Origin of the sequence: Pseudomonas sp. FR229a (assembly GCF_030209115.1) — a bacterium.
Lineage (GTDB): Bacteria > Pseudomonadota > Gammaproteobacteria > Pseudomonadales > Pseudomonadaceae > Aquipseudomonas > Aquipseudomonas moraviensis_A.
Window position 1 is genome coordinate 101,778 of the sequence record NZ_JARVSP010000022.1, and the last position, 24,086, is coordinate 125,863.

21 protein-coding genes are annotated in these 24,086 nt (G+C 62.0%); 8 read left to right on the top strand and 13 right to left on the bottom strand.

The genetic code is table 11. The features are described 5' to 3' along the window. Window positions 1-154 precede the first annotated feature (154 nt). The 6 genes from QRN33_RS18390 (at window position 155) to QRN33_RS18415 (ending at window position 6,375) form a co-directional block, all read left to right on the top strand. Window positions 155-631, top strand: coding sequence for an RNA polymerase sigma factor (locus tag QRN33_RS18390; RefSeq protein WP_231982541.1), 477 nt, complete (start codon window positions 155-157; stop codon window positions 629-631). Continuing rightward, complete coding sequence (locus QRN33_RS18395; protein WP_285409492.1) at window positions 628-1,599, top strand: FecR domain-containing protein; 972 nt, start codon at window positions 628-630, stop codon at window positions 1,597-1,599. Before QRN33_RS18390 ends, QRN33_RS18395 begins: the two co-directional genes overlap by 4 nt. A 209-nt stretch (window positions 1,600-1,808) precedes the next feature. Continuing rightward, window positions 1,809-4,235 carry a TonB-dependent siderophore receptor gene (locus QRN33_RS18400; protein ID WP_258639473.1) on the top strand — a complete coding sequence of 809 codons (2,427 nt, stop codon included), beginning with the start codon at window positions 1,809-1,811 and terminating at the stop codon, window positions 4,233-4,235. Window positions 4,236-4,309: 74 nt separating this feature from the next. Continuing rightward, a complete protein-coding gene (locus tag QRN33_RS18405; RefSeq protein WP_064365302.1) occupies window positions 4,310-5,440 on the top strand; it encodes a PepSY-associated TM helix domain-containing protein in 1,131 nt (376 codons plus the stop codon). Next, window positions 5,437-5,616 carry a hypothetical protein gene (locus QRN33_RS18410; RefSeq protein WP_285409493.1) on the top strand — a complete coding sequence of 60 codons (180 nt, stop codon included), beginning with the start codon at window positions 5,437-5,439 and terminating at the stop codon, window positions 5,614-5,616. Before QRN33_RS18405 ends, QRN33_RS18410 begins: the two co-directional genes overlap by 4 nt. Window positions 5,617-5,745: 129 nt before the next feature. Continuing rightward, complete coding sequence (locus tag QRN33_RS18415) at window positions 5,746-6,375, top strand: glutathione S-transferase (protein ID WP_285409494.1); 630 nt, start codon at window positions 5,746-5,748, stop codon at window positions 6,373-6,375. Window positions 6,376-6,556: 181 nt separating this feature from the next. On the opposite strand, the gene creD is transcribed toward QRN33_RS18415, so the two are convergent. The 4 genes from creD to rloA2 form a co-directional block, all read right to left on the bottom strand. Next, window positions 6,557-7,924, bottom strand: a complete 1,368-nt coding sequence (creD, locus tag QRN33_RS18420; protein WP_123417870.1) for a cell envelope integrity protein CreD — start codon at window positions 7,922-7,924, stop codon at window positions 6,557-6,559. Between the two features lie 233 nt (window positions 7,925-8,157). Further along, window positions 8,158-9,576, bottom strand: a complete 1,419-nt coding sequence (creC, locus tag QRN33_RS18425; RefSeq protein WP_285409495.1) for a two-component system sensor histidine kinase CreC — start codon at window positions 9,574-9,576, stop codon at window positions 8,158-8,160. After that, window positions 9,576-10,256, bottom strand: coding sequence for a two-component system response regulator CreB (gene creB / locus QRN33_RS18430; protein WP_285409496.1), 681 nt, complete (start codon window positions 10,254-10,256; stop codon window positions 9,576-9,578). Before creB ends, creC begins: the two co-directional genes overlap by 1 nt. 69 nt (window positions 10,257-10,325) lie before the next feature. Further along, window positions 10,326-10,832, bottom strand: coding sequence for a retropepsin-like aspartic peptidase RloA2 (rloA2, locus tag QRN33_RS18435; RefSeq protein ID WP_285409497.1), 507 nt, complete (start codon window positions 10,830-10,832; stop codon window positions 10,326-10,328). Window positions 10,833-11,166: 334 nt separating this feature from the next. Here rloA2 and yihG point away from each other — a divergent pair, with 334 nt between their 5' ends. After that, a complete protein-coding gene (gene yihG / locus QRN33_RS18440) occupies window positions 11,167-12,054 on the top strand; it encodes a 1-acylglycerol-3-phosphate O-acyltransferase, YihG family (RefSeq protein WP_064365309.1) in 888 nt (295 codons plus the stop codon). 1 nt (window position 12,055) lies between these two features. Here the strand turns inward: yihG and QRN33_RS18445 are convergent, their stop codons facing one another. From QRN33_RS18445 to QRN33_RS18485, 9 genes are all read right to left on the bottom strand, one after another. Continuing rightward, entirely contained in the window at window positions 12,056-12,613 is a 558-nt protein-coding gene (locus QRN33_RS18445; RefSeq protein WP_285409498.1) for a DUF2780 domain-containing protein, read from the bottom strand. 190 nt (window positions 12,614-12,803) lie between these two features. Then, complete coding sequence (fdhA, locus tag QRN33_RS18450; RefSeq protein WP_016772834.1) at window positions 12,804-14,003, bottom strand: formaldehyde dehydrogenase, glutathione-independent; 1,200 nt, start codon at window positions 14,001-14,003, stop codon at window positions 12,804-12,806. Between the two features lie 176 nt (window positions 14,004-14,179). Next, window positions 14,180-15,037 carry a formyltetrahydrofolate deformylase gene (gene purU, locus QRN33_RS18455; RefSeq protein WP_039757644.1) on the bottom strand — a complete coding sequence of 286 codons (858 nt, stop codon included), beginning with the start codon at window positions 15,035-15,037 and terminating at the stop codon, window positions 14,180-14,182. 234 nt (window positions 15,038-15,271) lie between these two features. Next, window positions 15,272-15,904: a sarcosine oxidase subunit gamma gene (locus QRN33_RS18460; protein WP_016772832.1), complete on the bottom strand. Its 633-nt coding sequence runs from the start codon at window positions 15,902-15,904 to the stop codon at window positions 15,272-15,274. A 160-nt stretch (window positions 15,905-16,064) separates the two neighbouring features. Then, a complete protein-coding gene (locus QRN33_RS18465; RefSeq protein WP_042606646.1) occupies window positions 16,065-19,082 on the bottom strand; it encodes a sarcosine oxidase subunit alpha in 3,018 nt (1,005 codons plus the stop codon). Further along, window positions 19,079-19,408 carry a sarcosine oxidase subunit delta gene (locus QRN33_RS18470; RefSeq protein ID WP_016772830.1) on the bottom strand — a complete coding sequence of 110 codons (330 nt, stop codon included), beginning with the start codon at window positions 19,406-19,408 and terminating at the stop codon, window positions 19,079-19,081. Before QRN33_RS18470 ends, QRN33_RS18465 begins: the two co-directional genes overlap by 4 nt. Window positions 19,409-19,422: 14 nt before the next feature. Further along, a complete protein-coding gene (locus QRN33_RS18475; RefSeq protein WP_285409499.1) occupies window positions 19,423-20,673 on the bottom strand; it encodes a sarcosine oxidase subunit beta in 1,251 nt (416 codons plus the stop codon). Window positions 20,674-20,694: 21 nt separating this feature from the next. Further along, on the bottom strand, window positions 20,695-21,948 hold the full coding sequence (glyA, locus tag QRN33_RS18480; protein WP_042606644.1) for a serine hydroxymethyltransferase: 1,254 nt from the start codon (window positions 21,946-21,948) through the stop codon (window positions 20,695-20,697). A 255-nt stretch (window positions 21,949-22,203) separates the two neighbouring features. Next, a complete protein-coding gene (locus tag QRN33_RS18485; protein WP_285409500.1) occupies window positions 22,204-22,914 on the bottom strand; it encodes a TraX family protein in 711 nt (236 codons plus the stop codon). A gap of 126 nt (window positions 22,915-23,040) precedes the next feature. Here QRN33_RS18485 and QRN33_RS18490 point away from each other — a divergent pair, with 126 nt between their 5' ends. Beyond that, window positions 23,041-24,081 (top strand): threonine aldolase family protein, encoded by a 1,041-nt coding sequence (locus QRN33_RS18490; RefSeq protein ID WP_042606642.1) that lies wholly within the window; start codon window positions 23,041-23,043, stop codon window positions 24,079-24,081. Window positions 24,082-24,086: the final 5 nt, after the last annotated feature.

A 24,086-nucleotide genomic window follows, 5' to 3' on the forward strand; every position in this document is an offset into this window, starting at 1 on the left:
GGGTCTGCCCTTGATTCACCACCTGACCAGTGGCCAATTGCTAACCATTCCCACCTCTGCCAGAATCGCGAACTATTCTCGTTAGTTAACATTTCCCAATCGGTGATGTCCGGTGTCGTCAGTGCCCAACCCCCACAGTGAGCTCGTCGGTGCGATGTATCGCGACCATCGCGGTTGGCTGCTGGCGTGGTTGCGGCGCAATGTGGCGTGTCCGCAGCGCGCCGAAGACTTGAGTCAGGACACTTTTGTACGCCTGCTCAACCGCGGCGAATTGCTGACGCCGCGGGAGCCGCGAGCGTTTCTGGTGGCGATCGCCAAAGGCCTGTTGTTCGACTACTTCCGCCGCGCCGCGCTGGAACAGGCCTATCTCACCGAATTGATGCTGATCCCCGAGGGCGAACAGCCATCGGTGGAAGAACAGCAAATGATCCTCGACGACCTCAAGGCCATCGATCGCCTGCTCGGCAAGCTGTCGACCAAGGCTCGCGCAGCGTTTCTGTATAACCGCCTCGACGGCCTCAGCCACGCCGAGATCGCAGGCAAACTCGGCGTCTCGGTGCCGCGCGTGCGGCAGTATCTGGCCCAAGGCCTGCGCCAGTGCTACATCGCTCTTTACGGTGAGCCGACATGACCGCGGCCAGTTCGCGCCCGGTGCCGGCCCATGTGCTGGACGCGGCGATTGCCTGGCAATTGACCCTCGATTCGAGCACCGCGCTGGAACGCGAGGAGTTCGCCAAATGGCACGCGGCCCATGAAGAACACGCGCGCGCCTGGCGCCAGTTGGGCATGCTCGATCAGCGTTTCAGCGTCGCCAAGGGCCCGGCGCGCAGTGCGTTGCTGCAATCGCGCGAAGGCATTCGCCGGCGCGTGCGCAAACTCGGCAGCGGGCTGGCCAGTGTCGTGGCGGTGATCGGTCTGGGCCTGTTCGTGAGTGAGCGCTATCTGCCGCTCGATTACTGGCTCGCCGATCAGCGCACCGCCACCGGCGAACAGCGCACCGTGCGCCTGTCCGACGGCACCCTGCTCAACCTCAATACTCACAGCGCGGTCGACGTACGCTTCGATGACAAGCGCCGTTTGATCGTGCTGCAGGAAGGGGAAATCCTCGTCGAAACCGGGCATGGCGATGCGCGGCCCTTTATCGTCGAAACCCGCGAAGGCAGCATGCGCGCGCTGGGCACGCGGTTTCTGGTCAAGCGCGAGGATGACGGCACGCGCCTGAGCGTATTGCAGTCGGCGGTCGCGGCCCATGCCCAGGCGAACCCGCAAGAACAGATTCTGCGCGAGGGACAGCAGGTGCTGCTGCGCAGTGACGGGCTGAGCTCGATTGCCGCCCTCGCCCCCGGCGCCGATGCCTGGACGCGCGGCATGCTGGTGGTCGACAACGCGCGACTGGGCGATCTCGTGCATGAGCTGGGGCGCTACCGCCGCGGGCATCTCGGCGTGGCGCCGGAGGTGGCCGATCTGCGCATTACCGGCAGCTTTCCGTTGCACGACACCGACAAGGCGCTGAGCGCTTTGCTGCCGACCTTGCCGGTGCAGATCGAGCGGCATACGCCGTATTGGGTCACCGTGGCGAAGGCTGAGGTTAAACCTTAAAAATTCGCCGTCTGTGAAAGGGCTATCGCGAGCAGGCTCACTCCTACAATTGGAATGCGTTCCCTTGTAGGAGTGAGCCTGCTCGCGATGACGGCATCAGCCCCAACACCATTTCCAGCAAAAAAAGAATTTTCATCCCGCCCTATCACTTTTCGATTTTCATCCGGCACACAGGCAATTGAGAAATATTTCCATTCAGGAGCCGCCGTATGTCCCGTTCGCCAGACACCTTGTTGCGCCCCAGTCTGCTGGCTTTTGCCATCGCTTTCGGCACGCCGCTGATCAGCACTGCGTTGCTCGCCGCTGAGCAAACGTCCAGCGTGCGCGCCTACAACCTGCCGGCGGCGCCGCTGTCGACCACGCTGAACCAGATCGCCAGCCAGGGCGGCCTCGCCCTGTCGCTCGATCCGGCACTGGCAGCAGGCAAGACCTCGGCGCCGGTCAACGGCCAGTACGACGCCGCCGGCGCCCTGCGCGCGGCTCTGCGCGGCAGCGGTCTGCAACTGGAGCAAAGCAGCGCCGGCACCTACACCCTGGTGGCGGTGCCTGAGGGCACGCTGGCCCTGCCGGAAACCTCGGTCATCGGCGTGGAAAATCTGGAAAGTGCCTGGGGCCCGGTCGAAGGCTACACCGCGACCCGCACCGCCGCCGGCACCAAGACCGACACCGCACTGGTCGAAGCACCGCGTTCGATCTCGGTGGCGACCCGTCAGCAGATGGATGATCGCAGCGTGCACAGCCTCGATGACGCGGTGCGCTACATGCCGGGCATCACCGCCAGCAGCTACGGCAGCGACACACGTGCCGACTGGCTGCGCGTACGCGGTTTCGAGCCGACCCAGTTCCTCGATGGCCTGCCGCTGCCAAAAGGCGTGTACGCCAACCCGAAGCAGGAAACCTGGAACCTCGACCGCCTCGCCCTGCTCCGTGGCCCGGCCTCGTCGGTGTACGGCCAGACGCCGCCGGGCGGTTTGCTCGACATGGTCAGCCGCCGCCCGAGTGCCGAGGCCAGCAACGAAATCCAGCTGCAGTACGGCAGCGACAACCACCGCCAGATCAACTTCGCCAGCACCGGCAAGATCGATGACGCCGGGCAGTTTCTATACGGTCTCAGCGGTGTGGTGCGCGACAGTGGCACGCAGGTCGACCACGTCGACAACAAGCGCTACAACATTGCGCCGAGCCTGACCTGGAACATCGACGACGACACCCGATTCACCCTGCTGAGCCAGTTCACCCGTGACGACACGGGCATCACCAGCCAGTTTCTGCCGATCCAGGGCACGAAGATCAATTCGCCGTTCGGCGACATTTCCCATCACAAGAATCTCGGCGATCCGGATTGGGAATACTACGACCGCACCTACTATGCGCTGGGCTACGCCTTCGAACATCGGCTGAACGATGTCTGGCAGTTCAAGCAGAACCTGCGCTATACCAAGTCGGACCTGTCGTTCCAGTCGCTGACGCCCGGCTCCTACCCGTTCACCACCGTGGATGAACAGGGCAACGTCGGCCGCACCAGCACCAGCGTCGATGAAGACATCAGCCAGTTTGCCGTGGACAACAACTTCCAGGCCGACTTCGCCACCGGTGATATCCGCCACACCTTGCTGCTGGGTCTGGATCACCAGCGCAACAACACCAACTACACCTCGATTTTCGGTGATGGCCTGCCGACCAACGTGATCACGCCGATCTACGGCCAGCCGATCGTACGTCCGGCGCGCTCCACTGCGTTTTACGACTACAACCAGAAGACCTATCAGACCGGCCTCTACGTGCAGGATCAGATGGCCCTAGATCAGTGGCGTCTGACTCTCGGCGGTCGTGAAGACTGGGTGCACACCAGCACCAAGTTCATCAACCAGAACGATGCGACCAATACCCAGCGCGACAAAAAATTCAGCGGCAATGCGGCGCTCAGCTACGTCTTCGACAACGGCTTCGTGCCGTACCTGTCCTACGCCGAATCCTTCCAGCCGACCACGGGCGCCGATGTCACCTCAACCGGCTCGCTCAAGCCGACCGAAGGCAAGCAGTGGGAACTGGGCATCAAATACCAGCCGCCGGGCAGCAAGACCCTGCTGACCGCCGCCGTGTATGACCTGACCCAGAAGAATGTCGCGGTGAGCACCTTCGTCAACAACGTCTCGGTGACCAGTCAAACGGGTGAAGTGAAGGTCAAAGGTCTGGAACTCGAAGCCGTATCCGATGTGACCGATAACCTCAAGGTCATCGCCGCCTACACCCTGGCCAAGTCCGAAGTGCAGAAAGGCGTCGACAAGGGCAACCGTCTGCAACTGATGCCCAACCAGCAAGCCTCGCTGTGGACCGACTACACCTGGCACAGCGGCGTGCTTGACGGTTTCGGTGTGGGTGCCGGCGTGCGTTACACCGGCAACACCTACGGCGACAAGGCCAACACCTGGCTGGGCAAGGCCGATGCCTATACCGTGTTCGACGCCAGCGTGCATTATGATCTGGGCCGTCTGGACAACAGCCTTAAAGGTGCGTCGCTGGCAGTGAACGCGACCAACCTGTTCGACAAGGACTACATTTCCACCTGCGACAGCTTCTACTGCTACTACGGCGACCAGCGCAGCGTCGTCGCCAGCGCCACTTACAAGTGGTAAGCCGGTGAGCTGAAACAGGCCCTGTTACCAGGCCGTCCGCACCGGGCGGCTTTGGTGTTTTTGAAGGTCATGCAATGAAAAGTAAAACCATCCGCCGCTGGTCGTTCATCCACACCTGGACCAGCCTGATCTGCACGGTGTTTCTGCTGATGCTGGCACTGACCGGTCTGCCGCTGATTTTCAGCCACGAGATCGATCATCTGCTGGGCAACGCCCCGGAGCTGCGCGAGATGCCGGCCGACACGCCGCAACTCAACCTGCAGCAACTGGTCGATGCCGCGCAGAAACATCGCCCCGGCGAAGTCATGCAGTACTTCGGTTATGACGACGAGGACCCGAACGCGGCATTCGCGATCATGGCGAAAACTGCCGACACCGAGCCGAACGCTTCGCACACCTTCATGCTCGACGCACGCACTGGCGAAGCGCTGGAAACCCCGTCGGCCAACGGTGGTTTGATGCTGTTCATCCTGCGCCTGCACGTCGACATGTTTGCCGGGCTGCCGGGCAAGCTGCTGCTGGCGTTCATGGGCCTGCTATTCGTCGTGGCCATCGTCTCCGGCACGGTGCTGTACCTGCCGTTCATGCGCCGCTTGAAATTCGGCACCGTGCGCCAGGACAAGTCGACCAGGCTGCGCTGGCTCGATCTGCACAATCTGATTGGCGTCGTGACCCTGACCTGGTGCCTGGTGGTGGGCGTGACGGGAGTGATCAGCGCCTGCGCCGATCTGCTGATTGCCGCCTGGCGCAACGACGCACTGACCACCCTGATCGCACCGTATCGCGACGCACCACCGCTGACGCAACTGGCCCCGGCCACGCGCTTGCTCGACATCGCCGAGCAAGTCGCCCCGGGGATGAAGCCGGATTTCATCGCCTTCCCCGGCACACGCTTTTCCAGCGAGCATCATTACTCGGTGTTCATGAAGGGCGGCACGCACCTGACTTCGCACCTGCTGACACCGGTGCTGATCGATGCCACGACCTTGCAGGTCACCGCCGTGGCCGAACGGCCGTGGTACATGGACGCCATGGGCATGTCGCAGCCACTGCATTTTGGTGACTACGGCGGCATGCCGATGAAGATTCTCTGGGCGACGCTGGATGTGCTGACGATCATCGTTCTGGCCAGTGGTGTGTATCTGTGGGTGGTGCGGCGCAAGGCGACCAGGCCTGTGCTGGAAACGGCGGAGGCCTCGGCATGAAGCCGCGTCAGTCGAGTTTCTGGAAAGTCTTCAGCACACCGATCGTCATCGCCCTGCTCAGTGCGGCAGGGCTGTTTGCGGCATTGCTGGGGGACGGGATCTGGGATGCGTTGAGCTGGGTCGGCCTTGGCGTGCCCGCATTTCTGGCCACAAGAGGCTTTCTGCCGCGAAGCTGAAATCCTTGTAGGAGCTGCGGAACGCTGCGATCTTTTGCTTTCAAAAGCAGAATCAAGATCAAAAGATCGCAGCGTTCCGCAGCTCCTACGGCTAATCTCCTGCTCTTCGCCGACCACCGAGGTTCATCCATGTCCGCCCCCAGCATGACCCTGTACCACAACATCCTGTCGCCCTTCGTCCGCAAGGTCATGGTGCTGCTGCACGAAACCGGTCAACAGGATCGTGTCGCGCTGCAGGACTGTGTGCTCAGCCCGGTCAGCCCGAACACGGCGCTGATCGCCGACAACCCGTTGAGCAAAATCCCCGCCCTGCGCCTGGCCGACGGCAATGTCATCCATGACAGCCGCGTCATCCTTGAGTACCTCGACCAGCAGCATGTCGGCAATCCGCTGATCCCCCGCGAAGGCGCGGCGCGCTGGCGGCGGTTGACCCTGGCGTCGATGGCCGACGGGATCATGGACGCCTCGGTGATGGTGCGTTATGAAACCGTTCTGCGCCCGGTGGAAAAACACTGGGACGAATGGCTCGACGCCCAGCGCGACAAGATCCGTCGCGCACTCGCCGTACTGGAGAACGAGGCGATTGCCGAGCTGACCAGCCATTTCGATGTCGCGGCGATCAGCGTGGCCTGCGCATTGGGCTATCTGGACCTGCGCTTCCCGGACATGGACTGGCGCGCGGCCAACCCGCAACTGGCCAACTGGTATTTCGAAGTGAGTCAGCGGCCGTCCATGCTGGCGACGATGCCCAAGCCTTAGAGCTGCGCTGCCTGTTCCGGCCTCTTCGCGAGCAGGCTCGCTCCCACAGGATGGATGCCATACCCGAATCCCTTGTGGGAGCGAGCCTGCTCGCGAATGCACCACCTCGGTTCTGGCGGCAGCGCTGCAAAAATCAGCGTCAGCAACACCGCTACTTCCCTGCGCTCAGCTCTCAACCCGCTCATCGCATCGCCTCCACATCAAACTCCAGCGGCTTGGCCGACTTCGCGCCAATCCCGTACCAGTCCAGTTTGCGCGTCAGCACCATGAACACCCCGAGCAGACCGAACAGCATCAGCGAGCCCATCAGCAGCGCGTAATCCTCGGCGCTGAGCAATCCGTACAACAGGCCATACAGCGCCGCCAGCCCGGCCGAAAAACTCAATCCATGCCGCGCACTGCGCAACACGTGGCTGACGTAGAAACCGATCAACAGCACGCAGCCACTGGCCGACAACAGATACGCCAGAGCAAAACCGATGTGTTCCGACAGCGACAACAGCAGCAGGTAAAAGAACGCCAGTGCGACACCGACCAAGGCATATTGCACCGGGTGCACCGCCAGGCTCTTGAGCACTTCGAAGAGGAAGAAACCGGCGAAGGTCAGGACGATGAACAACAGCGCGTATTTGATCGCCCGATCGCTTTTGAGGTACTGATCCACGGGATCGATGAAACTGACGCCGAAGCTGCGTCCGTTGAGTGCGTCACAGTCGCCAGCGACACAACGCTCCATTGCCTCTTGCAGGTTGGTGGAGAAGAACGAGGTCTGCCAGTCGGCGCTGAACCCCTGATCGTTGATCTCGCGCTTGGCCGGCAGGAAGTTGCCGACGAAGCTGGGGTGCGGCCAATTGGCAGCGAGGCTGACGCTGCTGGTCTTGCCCACCGGCACCACGCGCAGCGAGCCGGTGCCTTGCAGGCGCAGGTCGAAGCCGAATGTCAGTTGCGTGGCTTTACTGGCGTCGAGGGCCGGGAGGGTCACATGCACGCCCTCACCAATCCAGGCCACTTCGCTGCCGGGCACGAAATCCAGCTGCTGACCGGCGAGCTCGAGTTTCAGCGCGTTTTCGATGCCGCGAATGTCGCTGATACCGACGGCGAGGAACGGTGCGTCGAATTGATAATCGGCAAAATTCTCCTTGATGCCCAACTGTGCCGGCAGGGAAAAATGCCCGTCGATACGGTTGTCGGCGTGGAACAGCCGCGCCTCGTAAATCCCACGTTTGCGCAACTCGGTCTGCACCTGGCCGTCGAGTTCGAAGCGCTCCGGCAGAAAGTACAGACGCCCGCGCGCCTCGCTGATGTCCTCGTAGCGCTTGTTGGTTTTTTCGTTGGTCTTCCAGGTGCGCACAATCTTGCGATAGGGCACCACCATCACCGGCCCGGTCAGTTGCTGGCTGTAACTGGAACTGCGGGCGATGTCTTCGAGCACACCGTCGCGCAGTTGCTGACGCTCATCGATGATGCCGTCGATCATCAGCAACGGGATCAGCAACAGCAGGATCAGCAAGGCAATCGCGCCGAGCTTGATGGTCAGATTCTTGTTCATGGGACTCTCCCTGTTTGGATGGGAGGAGTCTGGCGATGCGGTGTGGAGGGAATGTGTGGGGAATATGGAGATTGTGTGGAAACACATGCCCTGTGGCGAGGGAGCTTGCTCCCGCTCGGCGACGCAGTCGTCGCAACCGGTGTCGGTAATACACCGGAATAAACCGAGGTGTATGGATTGGGGGCTGCTTCGCAGCCCAGCGGGAGCAAGCTCCCTCGCCACATGGATCATGTTCAAGGCAGGCGCAACGATACCTCAACACCATTTTCGACATTGCCAATGCGCATCGCCCCGCCATGCAACTTGACTACTTCCTCAACGAAGTTCAGCCCTAACCCGGTGCTCTTGCGCCCGCTGTCCGGGCGCGGCAGCGAGTAAAAACGCTCGGTCAATCGCGGCAAGGCGTAATCGGGAATCGCCGTGGTCTGGTTGAACAGGCGAAACTCGACCTGCTCGCCAACCCGCTCGGCACTCAAGCGCAACAGGCCCTGCGTCGGGGTGAAATCCAGTGCGTTTTCCAGCAGGTTGCCCAAGGCCTGACGCAGCAGAAACGGCTCGCCAATCAGCAGCAGTTCCTCGCCGATCGTTTGCTCGATACGCAGGTGCCTGCCCTCGATTCGCGCCGCCTGCGCCTTGAGCAGTTCTGCGACCAACAGCGCCAGCGGCACTGCCACCCGTTCCTCCAGCCCTTGGCGCTGCTCGACCTGCGCCAGATTGAGCAGGCGCTCGATCAACTGCTGCATTCGCGCGCTTTCGCTGTCGATGTTGGCGACAAAACGCAAACGCTGGACGGGCGGCATATCACTTTGCAGCAACTCCGCCGCACCTCGAATCGCCGCCAGCGGACTTTTCAATTCATGGGTCAGGGTGTGCACATAGCGCTCGACGTAGGCCTTGCCTTCGAGCTGCGTGCGCATCTGCTCGACCGCCATGGCCAATTGCTCCAGTTCGCCGCCGCGATAGTGCGGCACTTCCACACGTCGACCTTCGCTCACCGCGTGGGCATAACCGGTCAACCGGTGCAGCGCACGACTCAGCCACCACGACAGCAACGCACCGAACAGCAGACCGAGGCCGATCAGCCCGGCGCCGTAAAACAGCAAGCGCCGCTCGGTGCGATCGACATAGGGCTGCAGCGAGCTGTTGGGCTTGGCCACGGTGACCACGCCGATGATCTTGCCGTTGTCACGGATCGGCGCGCCGACGTGCATCACCGAGGAATTCGCGTCGTCAGGATCGCTACGGCTGGAGCGCGCACCGTACTCGCCGCGCAGGGTCAGGTAGACGTCGTTCCAGCGCGAATAATCCTGGCCGACGGCGACGCCGCTGGAGTCGAGCACGACGATGCCTTTGGCGTCGGTAACGTAGATGCGATGGTTGACCTGATTCTTCGGCAAGCCCCAGATCGTCGCTTGCGGCTGCCGCTCGCCATAGGCGCGGAGCAGTTGCGGCCAGCGGTTCTCGCTGAGGGTGCCGGCCTTGAAATCGTCACGGAGGATTTCCGCCATCAGGTTGGCGGTATCCACCAGCGTCTCTTCGGTGGACTGACGCACGCCGGGGCGGATTTCTTCCATCACCGTGTTAAGGACGAAATAGCCGGTCAGGCCGACAAACAGCACGTACACCAGAAAGATCCGCAGGCCCAACGACATCAGCTGTGCACCGGGCTGTAGCTGTAACCGAGGCCGCGATGAGTCTGGATCGGCTCGGCCTCGGCGCGCACCAGGCGCAACTTGGCGCGCAGGCTTTTGATGTGGCTGTCGATGCTGCGCTCGTAACCGGCATCAGCGGCAACGCCCAGCGCATCAAGCAATTGCTCGCGGCTGAACACTCGTTCGGGTTGTTCGAGCAGGCATTGCAGCAGACGGAATTCATGGCGGGTCAGGCTCAGCGGCTGGCCGCGATAGCTGATCTGCACGCGTTCGGGATCGATGCGAAACAGCGTTGCGCCTGCTTCCGGGGTCGGGCGCGGCGCCATGCGCTTGAGGATGGCTTTGACCCGCGCCGCCACTTCACGCGGGCTGAACGGTTTGACGACGTAATCGTCGGCGCCGATCTCGAGGCCGACCACACGGTCGATCTCGGCATCGCGCGCGCTGAGAAACAGCACCGGCACTTCAGTGAAGCGCCGCAGCTGCTTGCAGGTTTCGAAGCCGCTGATGTCCGGCAGGCCGATATCGAGAATGATCAGGTCGGCCGGGGTCTGCCGCTGATGCTCCAGCGCCGCCGCGCCGAGGCTCAGCCACGTGGTTGTGAAGCCCTCGCCCTGCAAGGCAAAAATCAGCGTGTCGGCAATCGCCGCTTCGTCTTCGACAATCAGGATGTGCGGCATGGCGTCCGAGCCCGTGGCAGGTAATGCGCGAACGGTGCCCCAAGCCCGGGGTTACGTCAATCGGACCACTTAGCAGTCAGGCTTGTCGGCGGTGTAACGCCGCGCCGGATTGACCGCCGCGCCGAACTCGCGCAAGGCCTTGGCGCCGATCAGCAGCGGGTAGTTGAAGTGGCTGCGGTCGGTCAGGTTGACCTCCACGGTGCGCTTGACGTTACCCAGGCACAGTTCCAGATCGACCACCGGGCGCTTGGCGACATCGCTGCTGTCGCGCTCGTCATCGTCCTCGTCGGAACGGCTTTTGATCTTGCTGATGCGCGCGACCTTGTGTTCGAAAACCTTGTTGCTGGCGTCCTTGGTGGCGAGGCGGAAACGCACCCAGTCTTCGCCATCGCGGGTGAAGGTCTCGATGTCCTTGGCCGACAGCGAGGCGGTCAGCGCACCGGTGTCCATCTTGGCCTTGAGCACTTCGCCGCCGATTTCCGGCAGCGCGATGTATTCGTAGCGACCGTACAGCGTCGGTTCGGCAGCCATGACCGGCAGCGTGACGAGGGCAAACAGAGCAAGGAGGGATTTCACGTAAGGGGCTTCCTGAAAGAGTGGGCTCAGCGCCAGATTCTAGACCGCGCAAATGTGCGGAAGTTGGAGTAGCGCCAACCTCTGTGGCGAGGGAGCTTGCTCCCGCTCGGCGACGCAGTCGTCGTAAAGCCTGATTTGCGACTCTACTGGCACACCGAAGCGCATGTGCCTGGGGCTGCTTCGCAGCCCAGCGGGAGCAAGCTCCCTCGCCACAGGGTTGCGGATCAGCGCTGAAGACTAACGCTTTAAAAGTGAAACATTCGTCAGCGCCGATTTGGCCTGTCGCGCGAAGCTGCTTATCATGGCCCGCCCCTGCCACTTCATAGAGTTGCTTATGCGCCGCCTGCTCACCGGCTGTTTGGTCACCCTGCTGTTGTTGCTCAACACCCTGATTCTGATCGGGCCGTTGATGGTGTTTGCCCTGCTCAAGCTGATCGCGCCCGGGCGCTGGCGTGATTACGCGTCGTGGGCGGTGATGTGGATTGCTGAGACCTGGGCCGAGATCGATAAGCTGATCTTCCGGCTGTGCATCCCGACGCAGTGGGACATTCGCGGCGGCGACGATCTGCGCCGCGACACGTCATATCTGGTGGTCAGCAACCATCAATCCTGGGTCGACATTCCGGCGCTGATCCAGACCCTCAACCGACGCACGCCGTTCTTCAAGTTCTTCCTCAAGAAAGAGCTGATCTGGGTGCCGTTTCTCGGCCTGGCGTGGTGGGCGCTGGATTACCCGTTCATGAAGCGCTACACCAAGGCCTTTCTGGCGAAGAACCCGGAACTGGCGGGCAAGGATCTGGAAATCACCAAAGCCGCTTGCGAGCTGTTCAAGCGCCAGCCAGTGACGGTGGTGAATTATCTCGAAGGCACCCGCTACACCCTGGCGAAAAGCACCCAGCAGGACTCACCGTTCAGCCACCTGCTCAAACCCAAGGCCGGCGGTGTGGCGTTCGTGCTGGCGGCGATGGGCGAACAGCTCGACGCGATGCTCGACGTGACGGTGGTGTATCCGCAGGAGAAGATTCCGGGCTTCTGGGACCTGATCAGCGGCAACGTGCCGCGGGTGATCATCGACATCAAGACCCGCGAACTCGACCCGGGGCTGTGGCAGGGCGATTACGAGAAAGATCCGGCGTTCCGCCAGCGCGTCCAGAACTGGGTCAACCAGCTCTGGACCGAGAAGGATCAGCGCATCGTCGCGTTGCGCAACGAGCGCCGCTGACTCAACTGCCGGTGCCGGTGCCCCAGATGTTGCCGAGGCTGCTCAACAGCGAACCGCCGACGCCCTGCTGACCGAGGTATTGCAGGAGCACCGGGGCAAACTGGCCGATCATGCCGCTGTCCATGCCCAGCGCGCTGAACGCGTTGTTCAGGTCGTTGCTGTCTTTGACATTGCCCAGCGCATTTTCCAGGCCAGCGGACTTGCCGGACGAACCGAGCAACGCCCCGAGCGCCGCCAGATTGCCGCTGCCACCGGACAATTTGTCGATGCCCGGCACTTCCTTGGCCAGTTGCGAGTAGTCGGTACTGCTCAATTGATTCTTCGCCAGCCCGAGCATCGCGCTGGTGCCGCCTACGGCCTGCTCCGGCGTGACATCCAGCGCACTGAGGGCGCTGAGCAAACCGGCGGTCTCCGAGGTCGGCGCCGCAGCGGCCGCCTTGTCACCACCCTCCATCCCCGAAACCACACCGGCCACGTCGTTCAAACTGAAACCGGCAAATACCGGCCCGGCGGCCAGGGTCAGGAGCGATGCCAAGGCAAAACCGCGTGAAATCTTCATTCAGACATCCTCTTGCGCTGTAAAAACCGCCCGCAGAATGGGCAGTAAAACTGCCGGTTTGACCGGGGATCCGGTGGCATGTTCCGGGCTGCAGGTCCATTCTCAGCCACGGCTCGTCGAGAAAATGTGAAACGCGCGACCATAAAAAAACGGCGACCCTGAGGTCGCCGTTTTACGTTTCGGAAAAACCCTACGCCGCACTAAACAACTTGTGCGGGTCGATCACAAACTTCTTCGGCACACCCGCATCGAACTCGCCATAACCTTCCGGCGCCTGGTCGAGGCTGATCACTTGCACGCCCACCACTTCGGCGATATTGATGCGATCCCACATGATCGCCTGCATCAGTTGGCGGTTGTACTTCATCACTGGGGTCTGACCGGTGTGGAAGCTGTGCGACTTGGCCCAGCCCAGGCCGAAGCGAATGCTCAGGCTGCCCATTTTCGCAGCAGCGTCCACGGCGCCCGGATCTTCGGTGACGTACAGGCCCGGGATGCCGATCTTGCCGGCAACGCGCACCACGCCCATCAGTGAGTTGAGCACGGTGGCCGGAGCCTCGGCCTTGACGCCATCGTGGCCGTGGCCGCGGGCTTCGAAACCGACGCAGTCCACCGCGCAGTCGACTTCAGGTTCGCCCAGCAGTGCGGCGATCTGTTCGTGCAGCGGGGTGTCCTTGGACAGGTCGACGACTTCAAAGCCCTGGGCCTTGGCGTGGGCCAGGCGGATGGTGTTGACGTCGCCGACGATCACCACCGCCGCACCGAGCAAACGTGCAGAAGCGGCTGCGGCCAGACCGACCGGACCGGCGCCGGCGATGTAAACGCTGCTGCCCGGGCCGACGCCGGCAGTGACCGCGCCGTGGTAACCGGTCGGGAGGATGTCGGAGAGGCAGGTCAGGTCACGGATTTTCTCCATGGCCTTATCGCGGTCCGGCAGTTTCAGCAGGTTGAAGTCGGCGTACGGCACCAGCACGTATTCAGCCTGGCCGCCGGTCCAGTCGCCCATGTCGACGTAGCCGTATGCGCCGCCGGCACGGGCCGGGTTGACGGTCAGGCAGACGCCGGTATGTTGCTCTTTGCAGGAACGGCAGCGCCCGCAAGCCACGTTGAACGGAACGGAGACCAGATCGCCGATCTTCAGGTTCTCGACGTCAGAGCCCTTTTCGATCACCTCACCGGTGATCTCGTGGCCCAGCACCAGACCGGTCTGCGCCGTGGTCCGGCCGCGCACCATGTGCTGGTCGGAGCCGCAGATGTTGGTGGAAACCACTTTGAGAATGACCCCGTGCTCGATCTTGCGACCGCGCGGGTCCTGCATTTTCGGGTAGTCGATTTTCTGTACTTCGACCTTGCCAGCGCCGAGATACACCACACCACGATTGCCAGACATGCTTTCACCTCGCTGTTGTTTTTATGGAACTGCGCTGCCCCGGTTGGGCGGCGCGTTGAGTGCTCGGGTATTGCTTGTTGGTCTTGCGTTGTCAGTTATGGCCCCTTCGCGAGCAGGCTCACTCCTACATTGGAATGCGTACCCCTTGTAGGAGTGAGCCTGCTCGCGATAGCTATCTAAAGAACGACCGTACGATTGGCGTTGAGAAACACCCTCCGCTCAATGTGATACCCAACGGCCCGCGCCAGCGTCAGGCCTTCGATATCGCGCCCCTTGGCGATCAGATCCTCGGGATAATGACTGTGGTCCACCGCCTCGACGCCCTGGGCGATGATCGGCCCTTCATCGAGGTCGTTGTTGATGTAGTGCGCCGTTGCGCCAACCAGTTTCACGCCCTTGTTGTAAGCCTGGTGATAAGGCTTGGCGCCCTTGAAGCCCGGCAGCAGCGAGTGATGAATGTTGATCGCCTTGCCGTCGAGCTTGCGGCACAGCTCCGGCGACAGCACCTGCATGTAGCGGGCGAGGATCACCAGTTCGGCACCGGCCTCTTCAATCACCTGCCAGACCTGACGCTCCTGCGCCGGTTTGTCATTGGGGTCGAGAGGGAAATGGTAGTAGGGAATCTGGTGCCAGTCGGCCAGCGGTTTCAGATCCGGATGGTTGGACACCACCGCCGCCACGTCCATCGACAACTGGCCGATGCGCTGGCGGTAGAGCAAGTCATTGAGGCAGTGATCGGCCTTGGAGACCATGATCACCACTTTCGGCCGGTAGTTCGGCGCGGTCAGCTCGAAGAGCATGCCGAACGCCTGCCCTCGCTCGGCAAGGCCTGCGCGGAAAGATTGCTCGTCAAAACCGTCCGGCTGGCGGAATTCCACGCGAATGAAGAAGCGCCCGGAGAGGCGATCATCGAACGAGTGGTGCTCGGTCACATAACAGCCCTGCTCGAACAGAAAACGCGTCACCGCGTCCACCGTGCCGAGGACGCTGGGGCAGTCGGCGGTCAGGATCCATGTGTCTGGGGCGCGGCTCATGGTGCGGTAACTCCTGTTTTTTGTGCGGGGTGTCAGGGTTTTCCCCTCACCCTAGCCCTCTCCCAGAGGGAGAGGGGACTGACCGTGGTGCTCTTTCGAGCTACACCGACCTGAAATATCGCGGGTGAATATAGATCACAAAAACACCCGAGATCGGCTCCCTTTCCCCCTCGCCCCCTTGGTGGCGGTCCGACGTTTCGGGAGGGCTGGGGTGAGGGGGTAGCTCTTGATCTTTCAGGCCTGGACGCTAAGCCCGTACTCAGCCGAAGCATCCTGCAACCACAACCACCAGTAATCCGAGAAGCTGCGACGAATCAGCAATTCCCAAGTGTCTTCGGCGGTATGACGAATCATCAGCTGCGACTTGGCGAACACCGTGCCCACCGCTTTACCGACCGGGAAGTTGTTCGGGTGCACGTCGTAGCTGGTGGATTTCATCAGTACCTGACGCACGTTCGGGCCGCTCAGTTCGAGGATCTGCTGGCCGCCGCTGACGTTGACGATCGCAATGTGCAGATCGCCCAGCGCTTCGCGCAGTTTCTGCTCGGCAGCGAATTCTTCCCCGCTCGGCACGATCAGCAGCCACTCGTCCGGGCCCATCCATTGCAGGCTGGTTTCGCCTTTGACGATCACGCTCAGAGCGCCGGGCAATTCAATGCCGAGCGCCTTGTGCACACCGGCAGCGAACGCTGCATCGTGACCATCGCCACGAATGGTCAGGTGGCCGAGGAGTTTCTTTTCCCGCACGATCACCCCGGCGTTCTTGCGGCCCTTGCCGACCAGGCTGGCGAGGTCGGCATGGTGCAGCGACGACTCGGCACGGGCACCGGTGGTCGGGCGTTGTTGGTACACGTTGGCTGTGGTCATAAAGCACCTTTGCTGAATTCTGACTTGAGCCCTGTGTAGGCAGATCTACCGCTATCGCGAGCAGGCTCACTCCTACAAGGGGTACGCGATCACCTGTAGGAGTGAGCCTGCTCGCGATGAAGTCACCGCGGTGCGACTGCACTCCCCAGGAGCCGAACCATCAAATATTCTGGCGATCACCCTTCGGATCGAAGAACACCGAAGAAACGATTTCCGCCTCGATCACGCTGCCATCGGCCAGCGGTGCAAAGACCCGCTCGCCCATGCGCTTGAGACCGCCCTTGACCACACCCATGGCAAACGAATAACCGAGGGAGTTGTGTGCGTAGCTCGAGGTGACGTGGCCGACCATGGTCATCGGGATCGCCTGCTTGGTGTTGAACACCAGTTGCGCACCTTCCGGCAGCCATTTGGTCGGATCGACCGGTTTGAGGCCCACCAGCTGCTTGCGCTGATCCTTGACGCAATCTTCGCGGTTCATGCCGCGCTGGCCGATCCACGAGAACGGTTTGGTGCGACCGACACACCAGCCCATGTTCAGGTCGTCCGGGGTCATCGACCCGTCGGTGTCCTGACCGACGATGATGAAACCCTTCTCGGCCCGCAGCACGTGCATGGTTTCGGTGCCGTACGGGGTCAGGTTGTACTGCTTGCCGGCCTCGACGATTTTCTCCAGCACGCCCATCGCGTAGTCAGCCTGCACGTTGACTTCGTAAGACAGCTCACCGGTAAACGAGATACGAAACACCCGTGCCGGCACGTCGCCGACCAGACCTTCTTTCCAGGTCATGAACGGGAACGCTTCGTTGCTCAGATCAATGTCAGTCACGGCGCTGAGCAGCTTGCGGCTGTTCGGCCCGGACAAAGTCATGGTCGCCCAGTGGTCGGTGACCGAAGTGAAGTACACCTTCAGGTCCGGCCATTCGGTCTGGTGATACAGCTCCAGCCACTGCAGTACGCGCGCGGCGCCGCCGGTGGTGGTGGTCATGACGAAATGGTTGTCGGCCAGACACGCGGTCACACCGTCGTCGAAGACCATGCCGTCTTCCTTGCACATCAGACCGTAGCGAGCCTTGCCCACATCGAGCTTGGTCCAGGCGTTGGTGTACACGCGGTTGAGGAACTCGCGGGCATCCGGGCCTTGAATGTCGATCTTGCCGAGGGTCGACGCGTCGAGCAGGCCGACGCTGTCGCGCACGGCTTTGCATTCACGCTTGACCGCCGCGTGCAGGTCTTCGCCGTTTTTCGGGAAGTACCACGGACGCTTCCATTGACCGACGTCTTCGAATTCGGCGCCGTTCTTCACATGCCAGGCATGCAGCGCGGTGTAGCGCACCGGTTCGAAGATGTGCCCACAGTGCCGACCGGCCACGGCGCCGAAGGTCACCGGCGTGTAGTTCGGACGGAACATGGTGGTGCCCATCTGCGGGATGGTCACGTTCAGCGAACGGGCGGCAATGGCCAGGCCGTTGACGTTGCCGAGCTTGCCCTGATCGGTGCCGAAGCCCAGCGCGGTGTAGCGTTTGACGTGCTCTACCGACTCGAAACCTTCGCGAGTTGCCAGTTCGATGCCACCGGCGGTGACGTCGTTCTGGAAGTCGACGAATTGCTTCGGTGCACGCGCCGAGTTCTTCTCGTGCGGCACCTGGAACAGTGCCAGGGTTGGCTCTTCGAGACGGCTCAGGGCTTTCGGCAACACGCCTTCGACGGTCTGGAAACCGGCTTCGGCGGCAGCGCGCACGCCACCTTCGAAACCGTCGGCCAGCGAATCGCCGAGCGCGTAGACGCCGTTGATACCACCGACGCACACGCGTTTCTGCGGTGCTTCACCCGGTACGAAACCGAGAATGTCTTCACGCCAGACCGGTTTGCCGCCGAGGTGCGAGGCCAGGTGGACCACCGGGCTGTAACCGCCGGAACTGGCAACCAGGTCGCAGTCGAGCCATTCGCCCGGGCTGGTCACGGCGTGTGCCTTGACGTCAATCGCGGCGACGCGGGCAGCGGTCACACGCTTGCTGCCACGCACTTCGATGACGGCGCTGCCGGTGAGGATGCGAATGCCTTTGGCGCGCGCCTCTTCGACCAATGCACCGCGCGGATTGCTGCGTGCATCAGCGATGGCGACCACTTGCAGACTGGCATCGAGCCAATCCAGAGCGACGCGATAGGCGTGGTCGTTGTTAGTGCTGAGGACAAGTTTTTTGCCCGGTGCGACGCCGTAGCGACGCACGTAAGTCGACACCGCGCCGGCGAGCATGTTGCCCGGCACATCGTTGTTGCCATACACCAGCGGACGCTCGTGGGCGCCGGTCGCCAGTACGACACGCTTGGCGCGGACGCGGTGGATGCGCTGACGCACCTGACCGATCGGCGCGCGGTCGCCGAGGTGATCGGTAAGGCGTTCGTGAATGGTCAGGAAGTTGTGGTCGTGGTAACCGTTGACCGTGGCGCGCGGCAACAGCAGCACATCCGGGGTGTTCTTCAATTCAGCGATGACACTGGCAACCCACTCCATCGCCGGTTTGCCGTCGAGACTTTCGCGGGAATCGAGCAGGCTGCCGCCGAACTCTTCCTGCTCATCGGCAAGAATCACGCGAGCACCGCTGCGCGCAGCGGCCAGGGCAGCGGCGAGACCGGCCGGGCCGGCGCCGACGATCAGCACGTCGCAGTGCTGGTTCATGTAGTCGTAGGTGTCCGGATCGTTCTCGGTCGGCGAACGGCCGAGGCCGGCGGCCTTGCGGATGTATTTCTCGTAGGTCATCCAGAACGATTGCGGGTACATGAAGGTTTTGTAGTAAAAACCCGGCGGCATCAGCTTGCCGCCGACCTTGCCGAGAATGCCCATCATGTCGTTGTTGACGCTCGGCCAGCCGTTGGTGCTGGTAGCAACGAGGCCCTGATACAACGCCTGTTGCGTGGCGCGCACGTTGGGAATCTGCGTGGCTTCAGTGGCACCGATCTGCAGCACCGCGTTCGGCTCTTCGGAACCGGCGGCGAAGATGCCGCGAGGACGCGAATACTTGAAGCTGCGGCCGATGATGTCGACGCCGTTGGCGATCAGGGCAGCGGCCAGCGAGTCGCCTTCATAGCCTTTGTAGGTCTGGCCGTTGAAGGTGAAGCTCAGCACTTTGTTGCGGTCGATCCGTCCACCATTGGACAGGCGATTGGTCTGGCTCATACCTTCTCTCCCAGCGCCGTCGTGGCTGTTTTCGCAGTGCCAGCCTTGTCGGTGAATTGCGGCTTCTCGCCGATCTTGTAGCTCTCGAGAATCTCGTAGGTCACGGTATCGCGAGTGACGTTGAAGTACTGGCGGCAACCGGCAACGTGGTCCCACAGCTCATGGTGCAGACCACGCGGGTTATCACGGAAGAACATGTAGTCGCCCCACTCTTCATCGGTGCAGGCGTTCGGATCCAGCGGCCGCGGGATGTGGGCCTGGCCGGATGCGTGGAATTCCTCTTCGGAGCGCAGTTCGCCGCAGTGAGGACAGAAGATGTGCAACATAGGGATTTCTCCTGTTAGTGGGCGACGGCAGCAGCGCCGTGTTCGTCGATGAGCGCGCCGTTGTGGAAACGGTCGATGGAAAACGGTGCGGCCAGCGGGTGCATTTCCCCCTTGGCCAGACTCGCGGCAAACACGTTGCCCGAACCCGGTGTGGCCTTGAAGCCACCGGTGCCCCAACCGCAGTTGAAGAACATGTTCGGCACCGGCGTTTTCGAGATGATCGGGCAGGCGTCCGGGGTGGTGTCGACGATGCCGCCCCACTGGCGGTTCATGCGTACCCGGGACAACACCGGGAACATCTCGACGATGGCCTGAATGGTGTGTTCGATCACTGGATACGAACCACGCTGGCCGTAACCGTTGTAGCCGTCGATACCGGCGCCGATCACCAGGTCGCCCTTGTCGGACTGGCTGATGTAACCGTGCACGGCGTTGGACATGATCACGCTGTCGATAATCGGCTTGATCGGCTCGGACACCAGCGCTTGCAGCGGGTGGGATTCGATCGGCAGGCGGAAACCGGCAAGCTTGGCCATGTGCCCGGAGTTACCGGCAGTGACCACACCGACGCGCTTGGCGCCAATGAAACCCTTGTTGGTTTCAACGCCGATGCACACGCCGTTTTCCTTGCGGAAACCGATCACTTCGGTCTGCTGGATCAGGTCCACACCGAGGGCATCGGCGGCACGCGCGAAGCCCCAGGCCACGGCATCGTGACGGGCGACGCCGCCGCGACGTTGCACGGTCGCGCCCATGATCGGGTAGCGGGTGTTCTTCGAGCAGTCCAGGTACGGAATCTCGTCAGCCACTTGCTTGGCGTCGAGCAGTTCGCCGTCGACGCCGTTGAGGCGGTTGGCGCTGATCCGACGTTCCGAATCACGGATGTCCTGCAGGGTGTGGCACAGGTTGTAGACGCCGCGCTGGGAGAACATCACGTTGTAGTTGAGATCCTGCGACAGGCCTTCCCACAATTTCATCGCATGTTCATAGAGGTGCGCCGACTCGTCCCACAGGTAGTTGGAACGCACGATGGTGGTGTTGCGCGCGGTGTTACCACCGCCCAGCCAGCCCTTCTCGACCACGGCGACATTGGTGATGCCGTGCTCCTTGGCCAGGTAGTAGGCCGTCGCCAGGCCGTGCCCGCCGCCGCCGACGATGACCACGTCATAGACTTTTTTCGGCGTGGGCGTGCGCCACATGCGCTGCCAGTTTTCGTGGTGGCTGAGCGAGTGTTTGAACAGGCCGAAGCCGGAATAGCGTTGCATAGTCATTACTCCAGAACCGACTCAGCGATAAACCGGGAAGTCTGCGCACAGGGCCGAGACCTGCTGGGCGACATTGGCCTCGACATCGGCGTCGCCGAGGTTGTCGAGGATGTCGCAGATCCAGCCGGCGAGGGTTTCGCACTGGCTGACCTTGAAGCCGCGAGTGGTCACCGCCGGAGTGCCGATGCGCAGGCCCGAGGTGACGAACGGCGACTGCGGGTCGTTCGGCACGGCATTCTTGTTGACGGTGATGTGCGCGCGGCCCAGTGCAGCGTCGGCGTCTTTGCCGGTCAGGCCCTGACGGATCAGGCTGACCAGGAACAGATGGTTGTCGGTGCCGCCGGAGACCACATCGTAGCCGCGCTTGATGAACACGCTGGCCATCGCCTGCGCGTTGTCGATCACTTGCTGCTGATACGCCTTGAAGCCAGGCTCCAGCGCTTCCTTGAAGCACACCGCTTTACCGGCGATGACGTGCATCAGCGGGCCGCCCTGGGCGCCGGGGAATACCGCGGCGTTGAGCTTCTTCTCGATCTCTTCGTTGGACTTGGCCAGGATCAGCCCGCCACGCGGACCGCGCAGGGTCTTGTGGGTGGTGGTGGTGACCACATCGGCGTACGGCAGCGGATTCGGGTACAGACCGGCGGCAACCAGACCGGCCACGTGGGCCATGTCGACGAACAGCAGCGCACCGACCTTGTCGGCGATCTGGCGGAAGCGCGGGAAGTCCAGTGTCTTCGAGTAAGCCGAGAAACCGGCAACGATCATTTTCGGTTTGCACTCGACGGCCAGACGCTCGACTTCGTCGTAGTCGATCAGCCCGGTGTCGGTGTTGATGCCGTACTGCACGGCGTTATAGAGCTTGCCCGAGGACGACACTTTCGCGCCGTGGGTCAGGTGACCACCGTGAGCCAGGCTCATGCCGAGGATGGTGTCGCCTGGCTGGATCAGCGCCAGGTACACGGCGCTGTTGGCCGAGGAGCCGGAGTGCGGCTGGACGTTGGCGTAATCGGCGCCGAACAATTGCTTGGCGCGCTCGATGGCCAGTGCCTCGACTTTATCGACGTGCTCGCAGCCACCGTAGTAGCGCTTGCCCGGATAGCCTTCGGCGTATTTGTTGGTCAGGCCGCTGCCTTGCGCTTCCATCACGCGCTTGCTGGTGTAGTTCTCCGACGCGATCAGCTCGATGTGATCTTCCTGACGTTGCTCCTCGGCATTCATCGCCGCCAGCAGTGCATCGTCGTAACCCTGGATCTGGTCTTGCTTGCTGAACATCGCGTCTCTCCCAGCGGCATCTGTGCGCCATTCGTCTCGGTAAGGCACCGGCAGTGATGGCAGTGCCCTTTGATGCGATGGTATGACCGGCGCAGACAGCTCAAATGCCTGCGGACGCCACGCAAAGGTGCGTTTACGACATGGCTGGAAATGACTGCAGAATGCGTTCCCCTGTAGGAGCTGCCGAACGCTGCGATCTTTTGACTTTGACTTTGAAGATCAAAAGATCGCAGCCTTCGGCAGCTCCTACAGGGGTTATGCGATCAACTGGCGGGCGGCGAGGAGCAAGAGAAAATGCGCGGGATAGAGTGTGTAAGCCCAGCGCCGCATCGGTGGTGGCCGGACATGTCGCCCATGTCGCAACAGGAACATTCCAAGCATCGGCGCAAACAGACACGTCGCCAGACCGAGCATCGCCACGCTGTTGCCGAACCGCGCCGATTCGAGCAGCACTTGCCATTGGTTCGCAGCCAGACAAACCAGCCCGGGCAACAGACTGAGATACCACGGCCGGCGAAAGACCAGCAGCATCGCCAACGGCAGCAGCACGCCGAAGAAACCGAACATCAGTCGTTCTGAAAAAACCATTGCGACCACCAGCGCGGCCAGTGCGAGCAATCGCGACACTGACGCAGAGTCCTGCCAAGCGCGCGCCACCAGCAGGCCCAGTGCCAGCGTCGGCATCACGTTCAAGGTGTCAGGTTCGGGTATGTACAAGCGATAAGGAATTTCGCTGACGGCGCTGAACAGCAAGAGCCAGCCCAGATAGCGCCACTCCATCCTCCGCGAACCGTCGCGTGCCAGGTTCGCCGCCATCGCCAGGCAAAACCACGGAAATGCCAGGCGCCCGGGCACATACAGCCAGTCGACGGAGAAGCCGACATATCGCAGGTGATCGAGCAACATGCTCAGCAGCGCCAGCCACTTGAGCAGATCCAGGGCACCGTCGCGTTGGCTCAGGTGCATAATCGGCCCATAAACTGGTAATTTTCTGCACCCGACATCACATGTGCTCCCCGGAAGATCTTCGGTAAAGTGCGCATCCTCATTGACCACGAGCCTTCACAAGAGTCTCGATTACGGAAGCCGGCCATGACCGACAAGAGCCAACAATTCGCCAGCGACAACTATTCCGGTATCTGCCCTGAAGCCTGGGCCGCCATGGAGCAGGCCAACCACGGCCACCAGCGCGCTTACGGCGACGATGAATGGACCGCGCGCGCGGCCGATCATTTCCGCAAACTGTTCGAAACCGACTGCGAAGTGTTCTTCGCCTTCAACGGCACCGCCGCCAACTCGCTGGCCCTGTCGTCGCTGTGCCAGAGTTACCACAGCGTGATCTGCTCGGAAACCGCCCACGTTGAAACCGACGAATGCGGCGCTCCGGAATTCTTTTCCAACGGCTCGAAGCTGCTGATCGCCGGCACTGAAAACGGCAAGATCACCCCGCAATCGATCCGCGAAGTGGCGCTCAAGCGCCAGGACATCCACTACCCGAAACCGCGCGTGGTAACCCTGACCCAGGCCACCGAAGTCGGCAGCGTCTACACCCCGGAAGAAGTCCGCGCGATCAGCGTCACCTGCAAGGAGCTCGGCCTGCACCTGCACATGGACGGCGCACGCTTCTCCAACGCCTGCGCGTTCCTCGGCTGCTCGCCTGCCGACCTGACCTGGAAGGCCGGCGTCGACGTGCTGTGTTTCGGCGGCACCAAGAATGGCATGGCAGTCGGTGAAGCGATCCTGTTCTTCAACCACAAACTCGCCGAAGACTTCGACTACCGTTGCAAGCAGGCCGGGCAACTGGCATCGAAAATGCGCTTCCTGTCGGCACCGTGGGTCGGCATTCTGGAAAACGACGCATGGCTCAAATACGCCCGCCACGCCAACCACTGCGCGCAACTGCTGGCAGAGCTGGTCAGCGACATTCCCGGCGTCGAGCTGATGTTCCCGGTGCAGGCCAACGGCGTATTCCTGCAACTGTCCGAGCCGGCAATCGCCGCCCTGACCGCGAAGAACTGGCGCTTCTACACCTTCATCGGCAAAGGCGGCGCACGCTTCATGTGCTCGTGGGACACCGAAGAGGAGCGCGTGCGCGAACTGGCGCGCGATATTCGCGAGGTGATGTCGGCCTGATCCCA

Coding starts and splice junctions, on each gene's coding strand:
- creD (WP_123417870.1), bottom strand. CDS start 7,924: ATGAACAAGAATCTGACCATCAAGCTCGGCGCGATTGCCTTGCTGATC.
- QRN33_RS18390 (WP_231982541.1), top strand. CDS start 155: ATGTATCGCGACCATCGCGGTTGGCTGCTGGCGTGGTTGCGGCGCAAT.
- QRN33_RS18470 (WP_016772830.1), bottom strand. CDS start 19,408: ATGTTGCACATCTTCTGTCCTCACTGCGGCGAACTGCGCTCCGAAGAG.
- QRN33_RS18415 (WP_285409494.1), top strand. CDS start 5,746: ATGTCCGCCCCCAGCATGACCCTGTACCACAACATCCTGTCGCCCTTC.
- QRN33_RS18490 (WP_042606642.1), top strand. CDS start 23,041: ATGACCGACAAGAGCCAACAATTCGCCAGCGACAACTATTCCGGTATC.
- yihG (WP_064365309.1), top strand. CDS start 11,167: ATGCGCCGCCTGCTCACCGGCTGTTTGGTCACCCTGCTGTTGTTGCTC.
- QRN33_RS18460 (WP_016772832.1), bottom strand. CDS start 15,904: ATGACCACAGCCAACGTGTACCAACAACGCCCGACCACCGGTGCCCGT.
- purU (WP_039757644.1), bottom strand. CDS start 15,037: ATGAGCCGCGCCCCAGACACATGGATCCTGACCGCCGACTGCCCCAGC.
- QRN33_RS18405 (WP_064365302.1), top strand. CDS start 4,310: ATGAAAAGTAAAACCATCCGCCGCTGGTCGTTCATCCACACCTGGACC.
- fdhA (WP_016772834.1), bottom strand. CDS start 14,003: ATGTCTGGCAATCGTGGTGTGGTGTATCTCGGCGCTGGCAAGGTCGAA.
- QRN33_RS18410 (WP_285409493.1), top strand. CDS start 5,437: ATGAAGCCGCGTCAGTCGAGTTTCTGGAAAGTCTTCAGCACACCGATC.
- creC (WP_285409495.1), bottom strand. CDS start 9,576: ATGTCGTTGGGCCTGCGGATCTTTCTGGTGTACGTGCTGTTTGTCGGC.
- QRN33_RS18395 (WP_285409492.1), top strand. CDS start 628: ATGACCGCGGCCAGTTCGCGCCCGGTGCCGGCCCATGTGCTGGACGCG.
- QRN33_RS18475 (WP_285409499.1), bottom strand. CDS start 20,673: ATGCAACGCTATTCCGGCTTCGGCCTGTTCAAACACTCGCTCAGCCAC.
- creB (WP_285409496.1), bottom strand. CDS start 10,256: ATGCCGCACATCCTGATTGTCGAAGACGAAGCGGCGATTGCCGACACG.
- QRN33_RS18485 (WP_285409500.1), bottom strand. CDS start 22,914: ATGCACCTGAGCCAACGCGACGGTGCCCTGGATCTGCTCAAGTGGCTG.
- glyA (WP_042606644.1), bottom strand. CDS start 21,948: ATGTTCAGCAAGCAAGACCAGATCCAGGGTTACGACGATGCACTGCTG.
- QRN33_RS18400 (WP_258639473.1), top strand. CDS start 1,809: ATGTCCCGTTCGCCAGACACCTTGTTGCGCCCCAGTCTGCTGGCTTTT.
- QRN33_RS18445 (WP_285409498.1), bottom strand. CDS start 12,613: ATGAAGATTTCACGCGGTTTTGCCTTGGCATCGCTCCTGACCCTGGCC.
- QRN33_RS18465 (WP_042606646.1), bottom strand. CDS start 19,082: ATGAGCCAGACCAATCGCCTGTCCAATGGTGGACGGATCGACCGCAAC.